The 22,017-nt window shown below is 59.7% G+C and carries 27 protein-coding genes; 26 read left to right on the top strand and 1 reads right to left on the bottom strand.

Annotated elements, in window-relative coordinates; genetic code table 11:
- The first annotated feature begins 2 nt into the window (after positions 1-2).
- The 20 genes from rpsQ (at position 3) to bfr (ending at position 11,213) form a co-directional block, all read left to right on the top strand.
- Positions 3-269 carry a 30S ribosomal protein S17 gene (rpsQ, locus tag LOY54_RS24610; RefSeq protein ID WP_008374160.1) on the top strand — a complete coding sequence of 89 codons (267 nt, stop codon included), beginning with the start codon at positions 3-5 and terminating at the stop codon, positions 267-269.
- A 23-nt stretch (positions 270-292) separates the two neighbouring features.
- Positions 293-661, top strand: a complete 369-nt coding sequence (gene rplN, locus LOY54_RS24605) for a 50S ribosomal protein L14 (RefSeq protein WP_002555479.1) — start codon at positions 293-295, stop codon at positions 659-661.
- Between the two features lie 11 nt (positions 662-672).
- Positions 673-987, top strand: coding sequence for a 50S ribosomal protein L24 (gene rplX / locus LOY54_RS24600; RefSeq protein ID WP_009397501.1), 315 nt, complete (start codon positions 673-675; stop codon positions 985-987).
- A 20-nt stretch (positions 988-1,007) separates the two neighbouring features.
- A complete protein-coding gene (gene rplE, locus LOY54_RS24595) occupies positions 1,008-1,547 on the top strand; it encodes a 50S ribosomal protein L5 (protein ID WP_010220311.1) in 540 nt (179 codons plus the stop codon).
- A gap of 13 nt (positions 1,548-1,560) precedes the next feature.
- Entirely contained in the window at positions 1,561-1,866 is a 306-nt protein-coding gene (gene rpsN / locus LOY54_RS24590; protein WP_010220312.1) for a 30S ribosomal protein S14, read from the top strand.
- 209 nt (positions 1,867-2,075) lie between these two features.
- Positions 2,076-2,468, top strand: coding sequence for a 30S ribosomal protein S8 (rpsH, locus tag LOY54_RS24585; RefSeq protein ID WP_010220313.1), 393 nt, complete (start codon positions 2,076-2,078; stop codon positions 2,466-2,468).
- A gap of 12 nt (positions 2,469-2,480) precedes the next feature.
- A complete protein-coding gene (rplF, locus tag LOY54_RS24580; RefSeq protein WP_010220314.1) occupies positions 2,481-3,014 on the top strand; it encodes a 50S ribosomal protein L6 in 534 nt (177 codons plus the stop codon).
- 10 nt (positions 3,015-3,024) lie between these two features.
- Positions 3,025-3,375, top strand: coding sequence for a 50S ribosomal protein L18 (rplR, locus tag LOY54_RS24575; protein ID WP_009397496.1), 351 nt, complete (start codon positions 3,025-3,027; stop codon positions 3,373-3,375).
- A 3-nt stretch (positions 3,376-3,378) separates the two neighbouring features.
- On the top strand, positions 3,379-3,879 hold the full coding sequence (rpsE, locus tag LOY54_RS24570) for a 30S ribosomal protein S5 (RefSeq protein ID WP_010220316.1): 501 nt from the start codon (positions 3,379-3,381) through the stop codon (positions 3,877-3,879).
- A gap of 2 nt (positions 3,880-3,881) precedes the next feature.
- The gene (gene rpmD, locus LOY54_RS24565) at positions 3,882-4,058 is read left to right on the top strand and encodes a 50S ribosomal protein L30 (protein WP_010220317.1); all 177 of its coding nucleotides are present in this window, start codon (positions 3,882-3,884) and stop codon (positions 4,056-4,058) included.
- A gap of 3 nt (positions 4,059-4,061) precedes the next feature.
- The gene (gene rplO / locus LOY54_RS24560; RefSeq protein ID WP_010220318.1) at positions 4,062-4,496 is read left to right on the top strand and encodes a 50S ribosomal protein L15; all 435 of its coding nucleotides are present in this window, start codon (positions 4,062-4,064) and stop codon (positions 4,494-4,496) included.
- The gene (gene secY, locus LOY54_RS24555; RefSeq protein ID WP_010220319.1) at positions 4,497-5,828 is read left to right on the top strand and encodes a preprotein translocase subunit SecY; all 1,332 of its coding nucleotides are present in this window, start codon (positions 4,497-4,499) and stop codon (positions 5,826-5,828) included. It abuts the gene before it with no gap.
- A 28-nt stretch (positions 5,829-5,856) separates the two neighbouring features.
- Complete coding sequence (gene rpmJ / locus LOY54_RS24550) at positions 5,857-5,973, top strand: 50S ribosomal protein L36 (RefSeq protein ID WP_002555468.1); 117 nt, start codon at positions 5,857-5,859, stop codon at positions 5,971-5,973.
- 131 nt (positions 5,974-6,104) lie between these two features.
- Positions 6,105-6,461 (top strand): 30S ribosomal protein S13, encoded by a 357-nt coding sequence (gene rpsM, locus LOY54_RS24545; RefSeq protein ID WP_010220320.1) that lies wholly within the window; start codon positions 6,105-6,107, stop codon positions 6,459-6,461.
- Between the two features lie 30 nt (positions 6,462-6,491).
- Positions 6,492-6,881, top strand: coding sequence for a 30S ribosomal protein S11 (rpsK, locus tag LOY54_RS24540; protein WP_002555466.1), 390 nt, complete (start codon positions 6,492-6,494; stop codon positions 6,879-6,881).
- Positions 6,882-6,896: 15 nt separating this feature from the next.
- On the top strand, positions 6,897-7,517 hold the full coding sequence (gene rpsD / locus LOY54_RS24535; RefSeq protein WP_010220321.1) for a 30S ribosomal protein S4: 621 nt from the start codon (positions 6,897-6,899) through the stop codon (positions 7,515-7,517).
- Positions 7,518-7,539: 22 nt separating this feature from the next.
- On the top strand, positions 7,540-8,541 hold the full coding sequence (locus LOY54_RS24530; protein ID WP_003186012.1) for a DNA-directed RNA polymerase subunit alpha: 1,002 nt from the start codon (positions 7,540-7,542) through the stop codon (positions 8,539-8,541).
- A gap of 43 nt (positions 8,542-8,584) precedes the next feature.
- Positions 8,585-8,971 carry a 50S ribosomal protein L17 gene (gene rplQ, locus LOY54_RS24525; RefSeq protein WP_002555463.1) on the top strand — a complete coding sequence of 129 codons (387 nt, stop codon included), beginning with the start codon at positions 8,585-8,587 and terminating at the stop codon, positions 8,969-8,971.
- Between the two features lie 173 nt (positions 8,972-9,144).
- Positions 9,145-10,593, top strand: coding sequence for a catalase (locus tag LOY54_RS24520; protein WP_045200029.1), 1,449 nt, complete (start codon positions 9,145-9,147; stop codon positions 10,591-10,593).
- 155 nt (positions 10,594-10,748) lie between these two features.
- Positions 10,749-11,213 (top strand): bacterioferritin, encoded by a 465-nt coding sequence (bfr, locus tag LOY54_RS24515; protein WP_045200027.1) that lies wholly within the window; start codon positions 10,749-10,751, stop codon positions 11,211-11,213.
- Between the two features lie 60 nt (positions 11,214-11,273).
- Here bfr and uvrA read toward each other — a convergent pair whose 3' ends face one another.
- Entirely contained in the window at positions 11,274-14,108 is a 2,835-nt protein-coding gene (gene uvrA, locus LOY54_RS24510; RefSeq protein WP_045200024.1) for an excinuclease ABC subunit UvrA, read from the bottom strand.
- Between the two features lie 129 nt (positions 14,109-14,237).
- Here uvrA and LOY54_RS24505 point away from each other — a divergent pair, with 129 nt between their 5' ends.
- From LOY54_RS24505 to fdhE, 6 genes are all read left to right on the top strand, one after another.
- Positions 14,238-15,632: an MFS transporter gene (locus LOY54_RS24505; RefSeq protein ID WP_258608270.1), complete on the top strand. Its 1,395-nt coding sequence runs from the start codon at positions 14,238-14,240 to the stop codon at positions 15,630-15,632.
- Between the two features lie 9 nt (positions 15,633-15,641).
- Entirely contained in the window at positions 15,642-16,154 is a 513-nt protein-coding gene (locus tag LOY54_RS24500) for a single-stranded DNA-binding protein (protein ID WP_258608268.1), read from the top strand.
- Positions 16,155-16,361: 207 nt separating this feature from the next.
- Positions 16,362-19,427 (top strand): formate dehydrogenase-N subunit alpha, encoded by a 3,066-nt coding sequence (gene fdnG / locus LOY54_RS24495; protein ID WP_258608267.1) that lies wholly within the window; start codon positions 16,362-16,364, stop codon positions 19,425-19,427.
- A complete protein-coding gene (gene fdxH / locus LOY54_RS24490; protein ID WP_045200013.1) occupies positions 19,427-20,377 on the top strand; it encodes a formate dehydrogenase subunit beta in 951 nt (316 codons plus the stop codon). Before fdnG ends, fdxH begins: the two co-directional genes overlap by 1 nt.
- Positions 20,374-21,027 (top strand): formate dehydrogenase subunit gamma, encoded by a 654-nt coding sequence (locus tag LOY54_RS24485; RefSeq protein WP_045200010.1) that lies wholly within the window; start codon positions 20,374-20,376, stop codon positions 21,025-21,027. The genes fdxH and LOY54_RS24485 overlap by 4 nt, the downstream gene beginning before the upstream one ends.
- A 4-nt stretch (positions 21,028-21,031) precedes the next feature.
- Positions 21,032-21,955 (top strand): formate dehydrogenase accessory protein FdhE, encoded by a 924-nt coding sequence (fdhE, locus tag LOY54_RS24480; protein WP_258608265.1) that lies wholly within the window; start codon positions 21,032-21,034, stop codon positions 21,953-21,955.
- Positions 21,956-22,017: the final 62 nt, after the last annotated feature.

Raw genomic sequence — 22,017 nt, 5'->3', positions numbered from 1 at the left:
TCATGGCTGAAGCTGAAAAAACCGTCCGTACGCTGACTGGCCGTGTCGTCAGCGACAAGATGGACAAAACCATCACCGTACTGATCGAGCGTCGCGTAAAGCACCCGATCTACGGTAAATACGTTAAGCGTTCGACTAAGCTGCACGCGCACGACGAAACCAACCAGTGCCATATCGGCGACAAGGTCTCCATCCGTGAGACCCGTCCGCTGGCCAAGACCAAGTCCTGGGCACTGGTTGAAGTTCTCGAACGCGCTGTTGAAGTCTAAGGGCTAAGGGTCGGAGAAATTTTATGATTCAGACTCAATCCATGCTCGATGTGGCCGATAACAGCGGCGCTCGTCGCGTCATGTGCATCAAGGTTCTCGGCGGTTCGCACCGTCGTTACGCCGGCATCGGTGACATCATCAAGGTAACCGTCAAGGAAGCAATTCCTCGCGGTAAAGTGAAGAAAGGCCAAGTGATGACTGCTGTTGTAGTCCGCACTCGCCACGGTGTCCGTCGTGCTGACGGCTCCATCATCCGCTTTGATGGCAATGCTGCTGTTCTGTTGAACAACAAGCAAGAGCCGATCGGCACCCGTATCTTTGGGCCAGTGACCCGTGAACTTCGTACTGAGAAGTTCATGAAGATCGTCTCGCTCGCCCCAGAAGTGCTGTAAGGAGATCCGACATGCAAAAGATTCGTCGTGACGACGAGATCATCGTGATCGCCGGCAAAGACAAAGGTAAGCGCGGTAAGGTGCTCAAGGTTCTCGCTGACGACCGTCTGGTCGTTGGTGGGATCAACCTGGTGAAGCGTCATACCAAGCCTAACCCGATGTCGGGCGTACAGGGCGGTATCGTCGAGAAAGAAGCGCCACTGCACGCTTCCAACGTCGCCATTTTCAACGGCGAAACCAACAAGGCTGACCGCGTTGGTTTCAAAGTAGAAGACGGCAAAAAAATTCGTGTCTTCAAGTCGACCCAAAAAGCGGTTGATGCTTGAACACTGCTAGGTAGAAGACCATGGCACGACTGAAAGAGATTTACCGGAACGAGATTGCTCCCAAGCTTAAGGAAGAACTTAAGCTGGCGAACGTGATGGAAGTTCCGCGCGTTACCAAGATCACCCTGAACATGGGTCTGGGCGAAGCTGTCGGCGACAAAAAAGTCATCGAACACGCTGTTGCTGACCTGGAGAAGATCACCGGTCAGAAAGCCGTTGTGACTTTCGCTCGGAAATCCATCGCGGGCTTCAAAGTCCGTGAGGGCTGGCCGATCGGCGTTAAAGTTACCCTGCGCCGTGATCGTATGTACGAATTCCTGGACCGCCTGCTGGCGATCTCCCTGCCTCGGGTTCGCGACTTCCGCGGCCTGAATGCCAAGTCCTTCGACGGTCGTGGCAACTACAGCATGGGCGTGAAAGAGCAGATCATCTTCCCGGAAATCGACTACGACAAGATCGATGCTCTGCGCGGTCTGGACATTACCCTGACCACCACTGCCAAGAACGATGACGAAGGCCGCGCTCTGATGCGTGCTTTCAAATTCCCGTTCCGCAACTGATTGGAGTAGGAAAATGGCCAAGAAGAGCATGAAAAACCGTGAGCTGAAGCGTCAGCTCACTGTTGCCAAGTACGCCAAGAAGCGTGCCGAGCTGAAAGCGACCATCGTCAACCTGGAAGCAACTCCAGAAGAGCGTTTTGCCGCTGTCGTAGCTCTGCAGAAGCAACCACGTGACGCCAGCGCCTCGCGCCTGCGTAACCGTTGCCGCATCACCGGTCGTCCACACGGCGTTTACCGCAAGTTCGGCCTCGGCCGTAACAAGCTGCGTGAAGCAGCAATGCGCGGTGACGTTCCAGGTCTGGTTAAAGCCAGCTGGTAAGACGTACCGGCAGCGTCCAGGTGGCGGGGGAGCAATCTTCCGACCACCGGTGACCTTGCAACGAAACAAGCCCCTTCTGGGGCTTGTTTCGTTTCTGGGAACTGTCTAGAATGACCGGCTCTCCTGAGCCCGGGTTTTCACGCCCGGCGATTTCAGGGGACTGTAGTAGCCGAGAGGCTAATTTTTCTTGTATCAGGAGCGTCTAGCCCATGAGTATGCAGGACCCGTTAGCGGACATGCTAACTCGCATCCGTAATGCCCAGATGGCTGAAAAGTCCGTCGTAAGCATGCCTTCGTCGACTCTGAAGGTTGCGGTAGCCAAAGTTCTGAAAGATGAAGGTTACATCGCTGGCTACCAAGTCAGCAGCGAAGTAAAACCATCGCTTTCCATCGAGCTGAAATACTTCGAAGGCCGTCCGGTCATCGAGGAAGTCAAGCGCGTAAGTCGTCCAGGCCTGCGTCAGTACAAGTCCGTCGAAGAACTGCCGAAAGTACGTGGCGGTCTGGGCGTGTCTATCGTCTCCACCAACAAAGGTGTGATGACTGATCGTGCTGCGCGCGCTGCCGGTGTCGGCGGCGAAGTTCTCTGCACAGTGTTCTAAGGGGGGATAAGCATGTCTCGCGTCGCTAAGAACCCCGTTAAGCTGCCAGCCGGTGTCGAAGTCAAATTCGTCGGCCAACAGCTTTCGGTGAAGGGTGCCAAGGGCACTCTCGAACTGAACGTTCACTCGTCGGTTGAAATCGTTGAAGAAGCTGGTGAGCTGCGTTTCGCTGCTCGCAATGGCGATCAACAAACTCGCGCTATGGCCGGTACTACCCGCGCCCTGGTGAACAACATGGTCCAGGGCGTAAGCCAAGGCTTCGAGCGTAAGCTCCAGCTGGTCGGTGTTGGTTACAAAGCACAAGCCAAAGGCACCGTGCTGAACCTGGCACTCGGCTTCTCGCATCCAGTGGATTACGAACTGCCGGCCGGTATCACCGCAGAGACCCCAAGCCAGACCGATATCCTGATCAAGGGTATCGACAAGCAGCTGGTAGGTCAGGTGGCCGCTGAAATCCGCGACTTCCGTCCACCAGAGCCGTACAAAGGCAAGGGTGTGCGTTACGCGGACGAAGTCGTCCGTCGTAAAGAAGCCAAGAAGAAGTAGGGCCTAGCAAATGACCGACAAAAAAGTTACTCGACTGCGTCGCGCTCGCAAAGCACGCCTGAAAATGCACGAACTCGAAGTCGTGCGTCTCTGCGTGTTCCGCTCCTCGCAGCACATCTACGCCCAGGTCATTTCGGCCGACGGCAGCAAGGTTCTGGCCAGTGCCTCGACCTTGGACAAAGAACTGCGTGATGGTGCCACCGGCAACATCGACGCGGCCACTAAGGTTGGCAAGCTGGTAGCTGAGCGCGCGAAAGCCGCCGGTGTATCTCAAGTTGCCTTTGACCGTTCCGGCTTCAAGTACCATGGCCGCGTCAAAGCGCTGGCTGATGCTGCTCGTGAAGGCGGGCTGGAGTTCTAAGTTATGGCAAATAACGATCAAAAGCGCGACGAAGGCTACATCGAGAAGCTGGTTCAAGTTAACCGCGTTGCTAAAACCGTCAAAGGCGGCCGTATCTTCACTTTCACCGCGTTGACCGTGGTGGGTGATGGTAAAGGTCGTGTTGGCTTCGGCCGTGGCAAATCGCGCGAAGTACCTGCTGCGATCCAGAAAGCCATGGAAGCTGCCCGTCGCAACATGATTCAGGTAGACCTGAACGGCACTACTCTGCAGTACGCCACCAAGTCCGCCCATGGCGCGTCGAAGGTGTACATGCAGCCTGCCTCGGAAGGTACCGGTATCATCGCCGGTGGCGCAATGCGTGCCGTCCTGGAAGTTGCTGGCGTTCAGAACGTCCTGGCCAAGTGCTACGGCTCGACCAACCCAGTGAACGTGGTTCATGCCACTTTCAAGGGTCTGAAGGCTATGCAATCTCCTGAGTCCATTGCTGCCAAGCGCGGCAAGAGCGTTGAGGAGATCCGCTGATCATGGCTACCGTTAAAGTAACGCTGATCAAAAGCACCGCCGGCCGTCTCCCTAACCACAAACTGTGTGTTAAGGGTCTGGGTCTGCGCCGCATCGGTCACACTGTAGAAGTCCTGGATACTCCCGAGAATCGCGGGATGATCAACAAGGCTTACTACATGCTGCGCGTCGAGGGTTAATCGATGAAACTCAATGATCTGAGTCCAGCGCCGGGTTCCCGTCGCGAGAAGCATCGTCCGGGCCGTGGTATCGGTAGCGGTTTGGGTAAGACTGGTGGCCGCGGCCACAAAGGTCAGACCTCCCGTTCCGGTGGCACCATTGCTCCAGGCTTTGAAGGCGGTCAACAGCCGCTGCACCGTCGTCTGCCGAAATTCGGCTTCGTTTCCCTGAAAGCCATGGACCGCGCAGAAGTGCGTCTGTCCGAGCTGGCCAAAGTGGAAGGCGACGTTGTCACCGTGCAATCCCTGAAGGATGCCAACGTGATTAACCAAAACGTACAGCGTGTGAAAATCATGCTGTCCGGCGAAGTTACTCGCGCGGTCACCATCAAGGGTATCGCAGCCACCAAAGGTGCGCGTGCGGCTATCGAAGCAGCTGGCGGCAAGTTCGAGGAATAAATGGCTAAGCAAGGTGCTCTCTCTTCGCTCGGCAAAGGCGGGATGTCTGAACTCTGGGCTCGTCTGCGTTTTCTGTTCCTGGCGATCATCGTCTACCGGATAGGCGCACACATCCCAGTTCCAGGTATCAACCCGGACCGGCTGGCGGAACTGTTTCGACAGAATGAGGGGACCATTCTTAGCTTGTTCAACATGTTTTCCGGCGGCGCGCTGGAACGGATGAGCATCTTTGCACTGGGGATCATGCCGTACATTTCGGCATCGATCATCATGCAGCTGATGACCGCCGTCAGCCCGCAGCTGGAGCAGTTGAAGAAGGAAGGTGAAGCTGGCCGTCGCAAGATCAGCCAGTACACCCGCTACGGCACCGTTATCCTGGCGCTGGTCCAGGCCATTGGCATGTCCATTGGCCTGGCCGGTCAGGGCGTGGCGTTTTCTGCTGACTTTGGCTTCCATTTCGTTGCGGTGTCCACGTTCGTGGCCGGCGCGATGTTCATGATGTGGCTGGGCGAGCAGATCACCGAGCGCGGTGTAGGCAACGGTATCTCGATGTTGATTTTCGCAGGTATCGTCGCCGGTCTTCCGAGAGCAATCGGGCAGTCTTTCGAGTCTGCACGCACAGGCGATATCAACATTTTCGCCCTGGTCGCTATCGGTTTGCTGGCAGTAGCGATTATCGGTTTCGTGGTGTTCATTGAGCGTGGTCAGCGTCGTATCGCCGTTCACTACGCCAAGCGTCAGCAGGGCCGCAAGGTCTTCGCTGCGCAGACCAGCCACCTGCCGTTGAAAGTGAACATGGCGGGTGTAATCCCTGCCATTTTCGCGAGCAGCATCTTGCTGTTCCCGGCTTCGCTGGGTGCCTGGTTCGGTCAGTCCGAAGGTATGGGCTGGTTGCAGGACATCTCGCAGTCGATCGCTCCTGGTCAGCCGTTGAATATTCTGCTGTTTAGTGCAGGGATTATTTTCTTCTGCTTCTTCTATACGGCGTTGATGTTCAATCCGAAAGACGTAGCGGAAAACCTGAAGAAGTCCGGTGCCTTTATTCCGGGCATCCGTCCAGGTGAGCAGTCGGCGCGCTACATTGATGGCGTTCTGACCCGCTTGACCATGTTCGGTGCTCTTTATATGACGGCCGTGTGTCTGCTTCCCCAGTTCCTGGTGGTCGCGGCAAACGTTCCGTTCTACCTTGGCGGGACCTCGTTGCTGATTGTGGTAGTGGTTGTGATGGACTTCATGTCCCAAGTACAATCGCACCTCGTTTCGCACCAGTACGAATCCCTGATGAAGAAAGCCAACCTGAAAGGCTACGGTGGCAGCGGTCTGCTGCGCTGATTGACCCTTAAGGTTCGAGGAGTTGGTGATGAAAGTTCGTGCATCGGTGAAAAAGCTGTGCCGTAACTGCAAAATTATTCGCCGCGAAGGTGTCGTTCGAGTAATTTGCAGTGCGGAACCACGTCACAAGCAGCGCCAAGGCTGATTGTGATCTGCGCTACAAACCCAGCAGCTAGTGCGCTGCTGGGTTGATTATTTGTTTCTACAGCGATATTATCTCGCGCCCTATTTCTTGGCTTCCGGGGCGTAGGTAGCTGTCAATTGGAGTCCCACTGAATGGCCCGTATTGCAGGCGTCAACATTCCAGATAACAAGCACACTGTTATCTCGCTGACCTACATCTATGGTGTTGGTCGCACTACTGCACAGAAAATCTGTGCAGAGACTGGGGTCAACCCAGCCGCAAAGATCAAGGATCTGAGCGACGAGCAGGTTGAATCGCTGCGTACTGAAGTCGCGAAGTACATCACCGAAGGTGATCTGCGTCGTGACATCAACATGAAAATCAAGCGGTTGATGGACCTGGGTTGCTACCGCGGCCTGCGTCATCGTCGGGGTCTGCCAGTACGCGGTCAGCGTACCAAGACCAACGCGCGTACCCGTAAGGGCCCGCGTAAGCCGATCCGCAAGTAATCGCACCAGCGAATCGACAGGAATTTAGAAATGGCAAAACCTGCTGCTCGTCCTCGTAAAAAAGTCAAAAAGACAGTGGTTGATGGCATCGCCCACATCCATGCCTCTTTTAACAACACCATCGTGACCATCACCGATCGTCAAGGTAACGCTCTGTCCTGGGCTACCTCCGGCGGTTCGGGTTTCCGCGGTTCCCGCAAGTCCACCCCGTTCGCTGCTCAGGTAGCTGCTGAACGTGCTGGTCAAGCTGCGCTGGAATATGGTCTGAAGAACCTCGACGTCAACGTCAAGGGTCCAGGTCCAGGTCGTGAGTCCGCTGTTCGTGCTCTGAACGGCTGTGGCTATAAGATCGCCAGCATCACCGACGTGACGCCAATCCCGCATAACGGGTGCCGTCCGCCGAAGAAGCGCCGCGTGTAATCAGGAGACAGATAAATGGCACGTTACATTGGTCCAAAATGCAAACTGTCTCGTCGTGAAGGCACCGATCTGTTCCTGAAGAGCGGCGTTCGCGCTCTGGAATCGAAGTGCAACATCGAAGCAGCCCCAGGTATCCACGGTCAGCGCCGCGGTCGTCAGTCCGACTACGGCACCCAGCTGCGTGAGAAACAAAAAGTCCGTCGTATCTACGGCGTACTTGAGCGTCAATTCAGCGGTTACTACAAGCAAGCGGCCTCCAAGAAGGGCGCTACTGGTGAGAACCTGCTGCAACTGCTCGAGTGCCGTCTGGATAACGTCGTTTATCGTATGGGCTTTGGCGCTACTCGTGCCGAATCCCGTCAGCTGGTTTCGCACAAAGCGATCAGCGTAAACGGCAAGACTGTAAACGTTCCGTCCTACCAAGTTCGTCCGGGTGACGTGGTCGCGGTTCGCGAGAAGTCGCTGAACCAGCTGCGCATTGTTCAAGCCCTTGAACTGTGCGCCCAGCGTGGCCGCGTTGAGTGGGTAGATGTGGATGCTGCCAAGAAGTCGGGCGTTTTCAAGAACGTTCCTGCTCGCAGCGACCTGTCCGCCGACATCAACGAAAGCCTGATTGTCGAGCTCTACTCCAAGTAAGGGCTAGAAAATAGGTGCATCCATGCAGATTTCGGTAAATGAGTTCCTGACGCCCCGCCACATCGATGTGCAGGTCGTCAGTCCAACCCGCGCTAAAATCACGCTCGAGCCTCTCGAGCGTGGCTTTGGCCATACCCTGGGCAACGCGCTGCGCCGCATCCTGTTGTCCTCCATGCCTGGCTGTGCAGTAGTCGAGGCCGAGATTGACGGTGTACTCCACGAGTACTCGGCAATCGAAGGTGTACAGGAAGATGTCATTGAAATCCTGTTGAACCTGAAAGGCCTGGCTATCAAACTGCACGGTCGTGACGAAGTTACGCTGACCTTGTCGAAGAAGGGTTCGGGGGTGGTTACCGCTGCCGATATTCAGCTGGATCATGATGTCGAGATCGTTAACCCCGATCACGTAATCGCTAACCTGGCGTCGAATGGCGCCTTGAACATGAAGCTCACTGTAGCTCGTGGTCGTGGTTATGAGCCGGCCGATTCGCGTCAGAGCGATGAAGACGAAAGCCGCAGCATTGGTCGCTTGCAGCTCGACTCTTCGTTCAGCCCGGTTCGCCGTATCGCATACGTGGTGGAAAACGCCCGTGTCGAGCAGCGTACCAACCTGGACAAGCTGGTAATTGATCTGGAAACCAACGGTACCCTGGATCCTGAAGAGGCCATCCGTCGTGCCGCAACCATCCTGCAACAGCAGCTGGCTGCGTTCGTCGACCTCAAAGGTGACAGTGAACCAGTGGTAGTCGAACAGGAAGACGAGATCGATCCGATCCTGCTTCGTCCGGTTGACGATCTGGAATTGACCGTGCGTTCGGCCAACTGCCTTAAGGCGGAGAACATTTACTACATCGGCGACCTGATTCAGCGCACCGAAGTAGAACTGTTGAAGACTCCGAACCTGGGCAAGAAATCCTTGACCGAAATCAAGGACGTTCTGGCCTCCCGTGGTCTGTCCCTCGGCATGCGCCTCGACAACTGGCCGCCTGCAAGTCTTAAGAAGGACGACAAGGCGACTGCCTGATCGTCGTAATCACCGAACGTAGTGTTTGGTAAGGAATGAACCCATGCGTCATCGTAAAAGTGGACGTCACCTGAGCCGTACTAGCTCTCACCGTAAGGCCATGTTCCAGAACATGGCGGTGTCGCTGTTCGAGCACGAGCTGATCAAAACTACTCTGCCAAAAGCCAAGGAACTGCGCCGCGTTGCCGAGCCGCTGATCACCCTGGCCAAGGAAGACAGCGTTGCTAACCGTCGTCTGGCTTTCGACCGTACCCGTTCGAAAGAAATCGTCGGCAAGCTGTTCAACGATCTGGGCAAGCGCTATGCCACCCGTCAGGGCGGCTACCTGCGTATCCTCAAGTGCGGCTTCCGCGCTGGCGATAACGCACCTATGGCGTACGTCGAGCTGGTTGATCGTCCTGTTGGTGGCTCGGTTGAAGCTGCTGAGTAAGGCGAACAGTCTGTAACAAGAAACCGGGCCTAGTGCCCGGTTTTTTGTGTCTATATGTATTGTAATAATCTATTGATCTGAGTCAGGCAATGAATTTGTTGTTGTCATAGTTGTGGTCGATACTCCTCCCAAGCCGATTAGCCGGCCGTTCAAGACCGATAGGGAGAGAGAGCATGAGCCAGAACAAAATACTGACCACCGCCAGCGGCGCCCCGGTAGCCGACAACCAGAATTCGCGTTCGGCAGGCCCACGCGGCCCGCTGTTGCTGGATGACTTCCATCTCATCGAGAAGCTCGCGCATTTCAACCGCGAGAACATCCCTGAACGCCGCGTACACGCCAAAGGCTCGGGTGCCTATGGCACCTTCACCGTTACCCGTGATATCACCCAGTACAGCTGCGCCAAGCTGTTCAGCAACGTCGGCAAACAGACCGAAACCTTCCTGCGTTTCTCCACCGTCGGTGGCGAGCGGGGGTCGGCCGATACCGAGCGCGACCCGCGTGGTTTTGCCCTGAAGTTCTACACCGAGGAAGGCAACTGGGACATCGTTGGCAACAACACCCCGGTGTTCTTCATCCGTGACCCGCTGAAATTCCCCGACTTCATCCACACCCAGAAACGCCTGCCGCAAAGCAACCTGAAGAGCGCGCAGATGATGTGGGACTTCTGGTCGCACTCGCCTGAAGCGCTGCACCAGGTCACTATCCTGTTCTCCGACCGCGGCATTCCGGACGGCTACCGGCACATGCATGGTTTTGGCAGCCATACTTACAGCCTGATCAACGCTCAGGGGCAGCGCACCTGGGTCAAATGGCACTTCAAGACCAAACAGGGCATCAAGAACCTGGCACCTGCCGAGGCTGCTCGCCTTGCCGGTACCGATCCGGATTACGCCCAACGCGACCTGTTCGAAGCGATCGAGCGCGGTGACTTCCCGAAATGGGCCGTGTGCATCCAGGTCATGAGCGAAGAAGAAGCGGCCAGCCGCGACGAGAACCCGTTTGATGTGACCAAGACCTGGTCGCAGAAGGACTACCCGCTCATCGAGATCGGCGAACTGGAACTCAACCGCAACCCGCTGAACTACTTTGCCGAAGTCGAGCAAGCCGCGTTTGGCCCGAGCAACATGGTGCCCGGTGTCGGCCTGTCGCCAGACCGCATGCTGCAGGGGCGCGTGTTCGCTTACGCAGACGCCCATCGCTACCGCGTCGGTACCAACCACCAGCAACTGCCGGTAAACGCCCCACGCAGCCCGGTAAACAGCTACCAGCGTGATGGCTCTATGGCGTTTGGCAGCAACGGTGGTGCGGCGCCGAACTATGAGCCGAACAGCTACGCCAATGCGCCCAAGCAAGCGCCGCAGTACGCTGAGCCGCCACTGGCGCTCAACGGTGTCGCCGATCGTTACGATCACCGCGAAGACACCGACTACTACAGCCATGCCGGTGCGCTGTTCCGCCTGATGAACCCGGAGCAGAAGGCGCTGCTGATCAGCAACATCGCCGGCGCCATGGGCGGCGTTTCTGAAGAGGTGGTCCAGCGTCAGTTGCAGCACTTCTTCAAGGCCGATCCGGCCTATGGCGAAGGGATTGCCAAGGCTTTGGGCATAAATCTCGCCTAAGTCGAAGTGATAAGAAGAACCGCCCTCATTTGGGCGGTTTTTCAATGAATATCACTACCGTTTACCCGCTTTTTTGCACTTTTTTGCCCAATTCTCAGTGACCTTCCGGTCATCCTGGTTCAAACTATGACTTTCACACAGGGAGAGGCAGGGCGATGCAAGGTCACCCGGACGTAATCGATTATCTCAACACGTTGCTGACGGGCGAACTGGCGGCACGTGACCAATATTTCATCCACTCGCGGATGTACGAGGACTGGGGCTTGAGCAAGCTCTACGAGCGTATCAACCACGAAATGGAAGAAGAGGCGCAACACGCCGATGCCCTGATGCGTCGTATCCTCATGCTCGAAGGCACCCCGCGCATGCGTCCTGATGACCTGGACGTCGGCACCACCGTGCCGGACATGATCGCCGCCGACCTGCGCCTGGAGTACAAGGTACGCGCGGCACTGTGCAAAGGCATCGAGCTGTGCGAACTGCACAAGGACTACATCAGCCGCGACATCCTGCGCCTGCAACTGGCCGATACCGAAGAAGATCACACCTACTGGCTGGAAAAACAGCAGGGCCTGATCAAGTCGATCGGTCTGGAGAACTACCTGCAATCGCAGATGTAATTTTCCGGAACAAAAAAAGCCCCGCCAGTGCGGGGCTTTTTCATGTGCGAGCGGCCAGAATCAGGCGCGGTCACGTTCCAGCAGCGGCTTGAGGTAGTAGCCGGTATACGACTGCTTCATCTCGGCCACCTGTTCCGGGGTGCCAAAGCCGATGATCTGTCCGCCCTTGGAACCGCCCTCAGGGCCAAGGTCGACGATCCAGTCGGCGGTCTTGATCACGTCCAGGTTGTGCTCGATCACCACTACGGTGTTGCCGTGATCGCGCAGGCGGTGCAGCACATCGAGCAACTGCTGGATATCGGCAAAGTGCAGGCCGGTAGTCGGTTCGTCGAGGATGTACAGGGTCTTGCCGGTGTCACGCTTGGACAGCTCCCGTGACAGCTTGACCCGCTGCGCTTCGCCACCGGAGAGGGTGGTCGCCGACTGGCCGAGCTTGATGTAGGACAGACCGACATCCATCAGTGTCTGCAGCTTGCGCGCCAGCGCCGGTACCGCGTCGAAGAACTCGCGGGCTTCCTCGATGGTCATTTCCAGGACCTCGTGGATGTTCTTGCCCTTGTACTTGATCTCCAGGGTTTCGCGGTTGTAGCGCTTGCTCTTGCACACATCGCACGGCACGTAGATGTCCGGCAAAAAGTGCATCTCGACCTTGATCAGGCCGTCGCCCTGGCACGCTTCGCAGCGCCCGCCCTTGACGTTGAACGAGAAACGACCCGGGCCGTAGCCGCGCGAGCGCGACTCCGGCACGCCGGAGAACAGCTCGCGAATTGGCGTGAACAGTCCGGTGTAGGTCGCCGGGTTCGAGCGGGGGGTACGGCCGATCGGGCTCTGGTCGATGTCGACCACCTTGTCCAGGTGCTGCAGGCCATCGCAGCTGTCGTGCGGCGCCGCTTCCAGGGTGCTGGCACCGTTGAGGGCGGTGGCGCTGAGCGGGAACAAGGTGTTGTTGATCAGGGTCGATTTGCCGGAGCCGGACACGCCAGTCACGCACGTCAGCAGGCCGATCGGGATTTCCAGGTCGACGTTCTGCAGGTTGTTGCCGCGCGCGCCCTTGAGCTTGATCGAGAGCTTCTTGTTACGCGGCGTACGCTTGGCCGGTACGGCAATCTTCACTCGGCCAGACAAGTACTTGCCGGTCAGCGAGTCGGGATGGGCCATGACCTCGGCCGGGGTGCCTTCGGCGACGATCTGGCCGCCATGCACGCCGGCGCCCGGGCCAATGTCGACGACGTAGTCGGCCAGGCGAATGGCGTCCTCGTCATGCTCGACCACGATCACCGTGTTGCCGATGTCGCGCAGGTGATTGAGGGTGCCGAGCAAGCGGTCGTTGTCGCGCTGGTGCAGGCCGATGGACGGCTCGTCGAGGATGTACATGACCCCGACCAGGCCGGCGCCGATCTGGCTGGCCAGCCGGATACGCTGGGCTTCACCGCCGGAGAGGGTATCGGCGCTGCGATCGAGGGTCAGGTAGTCGAGACCGACGTTGACCAGAAACTGCAGGCGCTCGCAGATTTCCTTGAGAATCTTGTCGGCAATTTCGCCCCGGCGACCGGTCAGCTTGAGGCCACCGAAGTAACCGCTGGCATCGCCGATCGGCAGGCAGGTGACTGCTGGCAGGGTCTTCTCGCCGACCCACACGTGCCGCGCTTCACGGCGCAGGCGCGTGCCACGGCAATCCGGGCAGGGCTGGGTGCTGAGGAACTTGGCCAGCTCTTCGCGCACGGTCGCCGACTCGGTCTCGCGGTAGCGGCGTTCCAGGTTCGGCACGATGCCTTCGAACGGGTGCGAGCGCTTGACGATGTCGCCGCGGTCGTTGAGGTATTTGAAATCAACGTTCTGCTTGCCGCTGCCGTGGAGGATGACTTTCTGCTGCTCGGCCGGTAGTTCGCCGAAGGGGATCTCGAGGCTGAAGTCATAATGTGCGGCCAGCGAGCCGAGCATCTGGAAGTAATAGACGTTGCGCCGGTCCCAGCCGCGAATCGCACCTTCAGCTAGGGTCAGCTCGCTATTGACCAGGCGCTTGATGTCGAAGAACTGCTTGACCCCCAGGCCGTCGCAAGTCGGGCAGGCGCCGGCCGGGTTGTTGAAGGAGAACAGCTTGGGCTCCAGCTCGCTGATCGCATGGCCGCAGATCGGGCAGGCGAAGCGGGCGGAGAAGATCATTTCTTCGAACGGTTGGTCGTCCATCGAAGCGACCAGGGCGATGCCGTCGGCCAGTTTCAGCGCGGTTTCGAACGACTCGGCCAGGCGCTGCTGCAGGTCATCACGCACCTTGAAGCGGTCGACGACTACTTCGATGGTGTGCTTTTTCTGCTTGTCGAGCTTGGGCAGTTCATCGAGCTCGAACAGCTTGCCGTTGACCCGCGCGCGGACGAAGCCCTGGGCGCGCAGCTCTTCGAATACCGCCAGGTGTTCACCCTTGCGCTCGCGAATCACCGGCGCCAGCAGCATCAGCTTGCTGCCTTCGGGCTGGGCCAGGACCAGGTCGACCATCTGGCTGACGGTCTGCGCTTCCAGCGGGATGTCGTGGTCCGGGCAGCGCGGGGTGCCGACGCGGGCGTAGAGCAGGCGCAGGTAGTCGTAGATTTCGGTGATGGTGCCGACGGTCGAACGCGGGTTGTGCGAGGTCGACTTTTGCTCGATGGAGATCGCTGGCGACAGCCCTTCGATGGTATCGACGTCGGGCTTTTCCATCATCGACAGGAACTGCCGGGCGTACGCCGACAGGGATTCGACATAACGGCGCTGGCCTTCGGCGTACAGGGTATCGAAGGCCAGGGACGACTTGCCGGAACCGGACAGGCCGGTGATGACGATCAACTTGTCCCGGGGCAGGGTCAGGTCGATGTTCTTCAGGTTGTGGGTACGTGCCCCACGAATCAGGATCTTGTCCACTGCGGCCTCGCTCGGCGGGCATAAACGGTTGAGTATACGGCTCCATGCCATTACGCGGCAAAGCGTCGCGTATATGCCGTTATGCGATGGGACTGGTAGAATCGCCGCCGGTTCACACGAGGTTTATCCATGCACGATCCCCACAGCGAACGCATGAGTGGCAGCGAGACCCGCGCCGCAGGCGGCCTGGCCCTGGTGTTCGCCTTCCGTATGCTGGGCATGTTCATGGTCCTGCCGGTACTGGCGACCTATGGCATGGACCTGGCCGGTGCCACCCCGGCACTGATCGGCCTGGCCATTGGTGCCTACGGCCTGACCCAGGCTTTCCTGCAGATCCCGTTCGGGGTGATTTCCGATCGCATCGGCCGTCGCCCGGTGATTTACCTGGGCCTGGTGATCTTTGCCCTGGGCAGCGTGCTGGCGGCCCAGGCCGACTCGATCTGGGGGGTGATTGCCGGACGCATCCTGCAAGGCGCCGGGGCGATTTCTGCCGCGGTCATGGCCTTGCTCTCGGACCTGACCCGCGAACAGCACCGCACCAAGGCCATGGCCATGATCGGCATGAGCATCGGCCTGTCGTTTGCCGTGGCCATGGTCGTCGGCCCGCTGGTCACCCGTGCCTTTGGCCTCTTGGGGTTGTTCCTGGCCACCGCGGCCATGGCCGTAGTCGGTATTGCGATCATTGCCTTTGTCGTGCCGCCGTCCCACGGCGCGTTGCAGCATCGTGAGTCCGGGGTCGCCAAGCAGGCGCTGATGCCGACCCTGCGTCACCCGGACCTGCTGCGCCTGGACGTGGGCATCTTCGTCTTGCATGCCATTCTGATGGCCAGTTTCATCGCTTTGCCGCTGGCTTTCGTCGAGCGCGGCGGCCTGCCGAAAGAAGAGCACTGGTGGGTGTACCTGACCGCCTTGCTGATTTCATTCTTTGCAATGATCCCGTTCATCATCTACGGCGAAAAAAAGCGCAAGATGAAACGTGTCCTGCTGGGCGCGGTCAGTGTGTTGATGCTCACCGAGCTATTCTTCTGGCTGTCAGCAGACAACTTGCACGAACTGGTGATCGGCACCGTGATATTCTTCACCGCCTTCAACCTGCTGGAGGCATCCTTGCCTTCACTGGTAAGCAAGGTGTCGCCCGCCGGCGGCAAGGGCACGGCCATGGGGGTATATTCCACCAGCCAGTTCCTTGGTGCCGCGTTGGGAGGAATTCTCGGTGGCTGGTTGTTCCAGCACGGTGGCCTGAGCACGGTGTTCCTTGGCTGCGCAGCGTTGTGTGCCCTGTGGTGGCTCGTGGCGCTGAGCATGCGTGAACCGCCGTACGTGACCAGCCTGCGCATGCCGTTATCGGCCGAGGCGGTACGGGAAGCGGGGCTGACCGAGCGGCTGATGGCCGTCCCGGGTGTGACCGACGCAGTGGTGGTGGCCGATGAAGCCGCCATCTATATCAAACTTGATACACAAATTTTGGATCGCACGACCCTGGAACGCCTGGTAAACCCGGCTTCCTCCGCGTGCGAAGCCTAGGAGAACGTTATGGCCCGTGGGGTTAACAAAGTCATTCTGGTCGGTACCTGCGGCCAGGATCCCGAAGTCCGCTACCTGCCCAACGGTAACGCCGTGACCAACCTGAGCCTGGCCACCAGCGAGCAGTGGACCGACAAGCAGACCGGCCAGAAGGTCGAGCGCACCGAATGGCACCGCGTATCGATGTTCGGCAAAGTTGCCGAAATCGCCGGTGAATACCTGCGCAAAGGCTCGCAAGTCTACATCGAAGGCAAGCTGCAGACCCGCGAGTGGGAAAAGGACGGCATCAAGCGTTACACCACCGAAATCGTTGTCGACATGCAGGGCACCATGCAGCTGCTCGGCGGCCGCCCGCAGAACCAGGACGGCGCCCCGCAAGGCGGCAACAATTTCAACCAGGCGCCACGCCAACAGGCTCCGCGTCCACAGCAGTCCGCGCCGCAACAGCGCCCGGCGCCTCAGCAGGCCGCACCGCAGCCGGCTCCGGACTTCGACAGCTTCGATGACGATATTCCGTTCTGATTCGCCACGCTGACCGCAATACCCTCAAAACGCCCGGTGCATCGCACCGGGCGTTTTGCTTTTCGCCGACCGACAATCCGTTTTCATCCCGCTCCCGGGAATCTTGACTAGAGTGACAGTTGGCGGCCATCAATCTGCCGCCACCGTGATCGTTTCAAGAGACGCCGGCAACGTCCCGCGCGTCCACCACCTGATCAGGAGTGCACGATGGATCTCAACCGTCGGCAGTTCTTCAAGGTCGCAGCAGTTGGCCTTGGAGGCTCGAGCCTGGCAGCGTTGGGCATGGCCCCGACACCTGCCTTCGCCGAGCAGGTGCGCCACTTCAAGCTGGCGCACACTAAGGAAACGCGCAACACCTGCCCCTATTGCTCGGTCGGCTGTGGCCTGATCCTGTACAGCCAGGGGGACGGCGGCAAGAACGTTGCGCAGAACATCATCCATATCGAAGGCGACGCCGACCATCCGGTGAACCGCGGTACGCTGTGCCCGAAAGGCGCCGGCCTGCTCGACTTTATCCACAGCCCCAGCCGCCTGCAGTACCCGCAAGTGCGCAAGCCCGGCAGCAGCGAGTGGACGCGGGTGTCCTGGGATGAGGCGCTGGACCGTATCGCCGATCTGGTCAAGACCGACCGCGACGCCAACTTCATCGAGAAGAACGCCCAGGGGCAGACGGTCAACCGTTGGCTGACCACGGGTTTTCTGGCGGCATCGGCGGCGTCCAGCGAAGCCGGTTACCTGACCCACAAGGTCATTCGCAGCCTGGGCATGCTGGGGTTCGATAACCAAGCGCGTGTCTGACATGGCCCGACGGTGGCAAGTCTTGCCCCGACGTACGGCCGTGGTGCCATGACCAACCACTGGACCGATATCGCCAACGCGAATCTGATCCTGGTGATGGGCGGCAACGCAGCAGAAGCGCACCCATGCGGCTTCAAATGGGTGACCGAAGCCAAGGCCCATAACAAGGCCCGGCTGATCGTGGTCGACCCGCGGTTTACCCGTACCGCGTCAGTGGCCGATTACTACGCGCCGATTCGCACCGGTAGCGATATCGCCTTCATGGGCGGCCTGATCAATTACCTGCTGAGTAACGACAAGATCCAGCACGAGTACGTGCGCAACTACACCGACGTGTCGTTTATCGTCAAAGCCGGCTTTGGCTTCGAGGATGGCCTGTTCAGTGGCTATGACGCGGCCAAGCGCAGCTACACCGACAAGTCCGGCTGGGGTTACGAGCTGGGCGAGGACGGCTTTGCCAAGGTCGACCCGACCCTGCAGGACCCGCGCTGCGTCTACCAGCTGATGAAGCTGCACTACAGCCGCTACACCGCGGAACTGGCGAGCATGACCTGCGGCATGCCGCAAGACCGCATGCTGAAGATCTGGGAAGAGATCGCCACCTGCTCGCAACCGGGCAAGACGATGACGATCCTCTATGCCCTGGGCTGGACCCAGCACTCGATCGGTGCGCAGATCATTCGCAGTGCGGCGATGGTGCAACTGCTGCTGGGTAACGTCGGCATGCCCGGTGGCGGCGTCAATGCCCTGCGCGGGCATTCCAACATCCAGGGCCTGACCGACCTCGGCCTGCTGTCGAACTCCTTGCCGGGCTACCTGACCCTGCCGGGCGATGCCGAGCAGGACTACGACGCCTACATCGCCAAGCGGGCGCTCAAACCGTTGCGGCCGGGGCAGCTGTCGTACTGGCAGAACTACGGCAAGTTCCACGTCAGCCTGATGAAGGCCTGGTATGGCGCCAATGCCAGCGCCGAGAACCATTGGGGCTACGACTGGCTGCCGAAGCTGGATATTCCCGGTTACGACGTGCTGAAGATGTTCGACCTGATGGGCCAGGGCAAGGTCAACGGCTACATGTGCCAGGGCTTCAACCCGATTGCCGCGTTGCCGGACAAAAACCGCGTGACTGCGGCCCTGAGCAAGCTCAAGTGGCTGGTGGTGATGGACCCGCTGGCCACCGAGACCTCGGAGTTCTGGCGCAACGTCGGGCCCTATAACGACGTGCAGAGCGAGGCTATCCAGACCGAAGTCATCCGCCTGCCCACCACCTGCTTTGCCGAAGAGGACGGCTCGCTGGTCAACAGCAGCCGCTGGTTGCAATGGCACTGGAAGGGCGCCGACGGCCCGGGGGAAACCCGCACCGACGTGCGCATCATGAGTGAGCTGTTCCTGCGCCTGCGCAAACGCTACCAGACCGAAGGCGGCGCCTTTGCCGAGCCGCTGTTGAACCTCAGCTGGCCCTACAAGGTAGCCGATGAACCGTCGCCCGAAGAACTGGCCAGGGAGCTCAACGGCAACGCCGTCAGCGACCTCACTGATGTCACTGGCGCTACCCTCAAGGCCGGCCAGCAGTTGTCCGGTTTTGCCCAGCTCAAGGATGACGGCAGTACTGCTTCTGGCTGCTGGATCTTCTGCGGCAGCTGGACCGAGCAGGGTAACCAGATGGCCCGGCGCGACGACAGCGACCCATTCGGCATGAAGCAGAACCTCGGCTGGGCCTGGGCCTGGCCGGCCAACCGGCGGATCCTCTACAACCGCGCCTCGGCCGACCCGCAAGGCAAGCCGTGGGACCCGAACAAGCGCCTGGTGTGGTGGAACGGCAAAGCCTGGGGCGGCACCGATACCCCGGACTACAAGGCAGACGTGCCGCCAGAGGCCGGCATGAACCCGTTCATCATGAACCCTGAAGGGGTGGCGCGCTTCTTTGCCGTCGACAAGATGAACGAAGGCCCGTTCCCCGAGCATTACGAGCCTTTCGAGACGCCGATCGGCATCAACCCGCTGCACCCGAACAACAAGCAGGCGACCAGCAACCCGGCCGGGCGCATCTTCGATTCGGTGTGGGACACCCTTGGCCAGGCCAAGGATTTCCCTTACGCGGCGACCAGTTACCGGCTGACCGAGCATTTCCACTTCTGGAGCAAGCACTGCAAGCTCAACGCCATTGCCCAGCCCGAGCAGTTTGTCGAGATCGGCGAAGTGCTGGCGCAAGAGAAGGGCATCGTCGCCGGCGACCGCGTGCGGGTCACCTGCAAACGCGGGCATATCGAAGCGGTAGCGGTGGTCACCAAGCGCATCCGGCCGTTGCAGGTCAACAACCAGACCGTGCACCAGATCGGCATCCCGCTGCACTGGGGCTTCACCGGCAGTACCCGCCACGGCTACCTGACCAACACCCTGGTGCCGTTCCTCGGTGATGGTAATACGCAGACGCCGGAATCCAAGTCGTTCCTGGTCAACGTGGAGAAAATCTGATGGCTAGCCAAGACATCATCGCCCGTTCGGCCACCACCACGCCGCCCTCGTCGATCCGCCAGCTGGAGGAGGTGGCCAAGCTGATCGACACCACCAAGTGCATCGGTTGCAAGGCCTGCCAGGTGGCCTGTTCGGAGTGGAACGAGCTGCGAGACGAGGTCGGTCACAACCATGGCACCTACGACAACCCCCAGGACCTGAGCGCCGAAACCTGGACGCTGATGCGCTTTACCGAGCACGAAACCGGCGACGGCAACCTGGAGTGGCTGATCCGCAAGGACGGTTGCATGCACTGCGCCGATCCCGGTTGCCTGAAGGCCTGTCCGAGCCCGGGGGCAATCATCAAGCATGCCAACGGCATCGTCGATTTCAACCAGGACCACTGCATTGGCTGCGGCTACTGCATCACCGGCTGCCCGTTCAACATCCCGCGAATCTCGCAGAAGGACCACAAGGCCTACAAGTGCACCCTGTGTTCCGACCGGGTGTCGGTGGGGCTGGAGCCGGCCTGTGTGAAAACCTGTCCGACCGGCGCCATTGTCTTCGGCAGCAAGCAGGACATGAAGGAGCACGCCGCCGAGCGCATCGTCGACCTCAAGTCGCGGGGTTTCGACAACGCCGGCCTGTACGATCCCGATGGTGTCGGCGGTACCCACGTGATGTACGTGCTGCACCATGCCGATACCCCGCGTTTGTACGCGGGCCTGCCGGACCAGCCGATCATCAGCCCGCTGGTAGGCCTGTGGAAAGGCGTGACCAAGCCGCTGGCGCTGCTGGCCATGGGCGCGGCGGTGCTCGCCGGGTTCTTCCACTATGTGCGCGTCGGCCCGCAGCGGGTCGAAGAGGACGAGCACCCGAGCCCTGCGGATACCAGTGTGCAGGTGGTCGACCCGGCGGTGCATGTCTATGACCCGAACCGGCCGGGCGGGCAAGGGGAGGAACGACCATGAACGACAAACCTATCCTGCGCTACAACGCCAACGAACGGACCAATCACTGGCTGGTGGCGATCCTGTTCATCATGGCCGGGTTGTCGGGGCTGGCACTGTTTCACCCGGCACTGTTCTGGCTCAGCCATCTGTTCGGCGGCGGGCCGTGGACACGGATTTTGCATCCGTTCATGGGCGTGTTGATGTTCGTGTTTTTTGTTGGCCTGGTGCTGCGTTTCTGGCGGGCGAACTACTTCATCGCCAACGACCGCCTGTGGCTCAAACGCATCGACCGGGTGATGCGCAACGAAGAGGAGGGCGTACCGCCAATCGGCAAGTACAACCCCGGGCAGAAGCTGCTGTTCTGGACCTTGCTGCTGTGCATGCTGGTGCTGTTGATCAGCGGCGTGGTGATCTGGCGGGCCTACTTCAGCAGTTATTTCGGCATCGGTTCGATTCGTCTGGCGACCCTGGCGCACGCCCTGGCGGCGTTCGTGCTGGTGCTGAGCATCATCGTCCATATTTACGCCGGGATCTGGATCAAGGGTTCGGTCAGCGCCATGCTGCATGGCTGGGTCAGCCGCGCCTGGGCGAAAAAACACCATGAGCTGTGGTATCGGGAAGTGACCGGCGACAAACAGCCGCCACCGCCGATCAATAAAAAAGGATGAGCGCTTGAGTACTCTTCTGGAACCCGGGCAGATCGAAGCGGCGGCCAGCACGCCGCCGTTTCTCTACCTGCCGCCGAAGAACCTGTTCGCCCTGCGCGCGCAGCGCCTGGAGCAACTGGCCGACGGCAACCCGCTGGCGGATTACCTGCGTCTGCTGGCCGGCCTCTGCCATGTGCAACAGAGCCTGCTCGACCAGCCGCCTGCCGCAGCTCCCAGCGACAGCGAACGCCAGCGCCTGTGTGTCGAGCATGGCTTGCCGCCGCTGGCTGCCGACAGCCTGGTGCGCGACGGGCACTGGCTGGCTTATCTACAGGCGTTGTTGCAGCGCTATCCGGCTTCGAGTGGCGCCGTGGCCGATGCCGTGTCTGTGCTGCAATGCGCCGCCGATGAACAGCGCAAGCTGTGGGCCATCGCCTTGCTCACAGGTTCGTACAGCCTGGTGCCGGCGGCGCTGGTGCCGTTCCTGGGCGCGGCGTTGCAGGCGGCCTGGAGCCATTGGCTGCTGAGCCTGCAGGGGGTCGAACTGAAAGCGGCGGACAGCCTCTGCCAATGCCCGGCCTGTGGCTCGCCGGCCATGGCCGGGGTCATCCGCCATCGCGGCAAGTACAACGGCCTACGTTACCTGGTGTGTTCGCTGTGTGCCTGCGAATGGCATGTGGTGCGGGTCAAATGCGTGTATTGCGAACAGAGCAAGGGCCTCAAGTACTTCAGCTTCGAGGATGACCGCTACGCCAGCGCCAAGGCGCCGCTGCAGGCCGAATGCTGTCCGGGCTGCAACACCTACCTAAAGCATATCTACCTGGAAAACGACGCCGATGCCGAAGCGCTGTCGGCCGACCTTGCCTGCCTGGCGCTGGACCTGCGCCTGGATCAGGAAGGCTTCCAGCGCCTGGCGCCGAACCTTTTGCTGGCACCGGGAGGGGAGTGAGATCGGGTCTACACTGAGGTTTTGCCCATGGCCAGCGCCCACTGAAGTTGAGAACCGTCTGC

It is taken from the genome of Pseudomonas sp. B21-032 (assembly GCF_024748965.1).
Classification (GTDB): Bacteria; Pseudomonadota; Gammaproteobacteria; order Pseudomonadales; family Pseudomonadaceae; genus Aquipseudomonas.
Note: the sequence above shows the minus strand (reverse complement) of the source record. Positions and strands in the feature narration are given on the sequence as shown.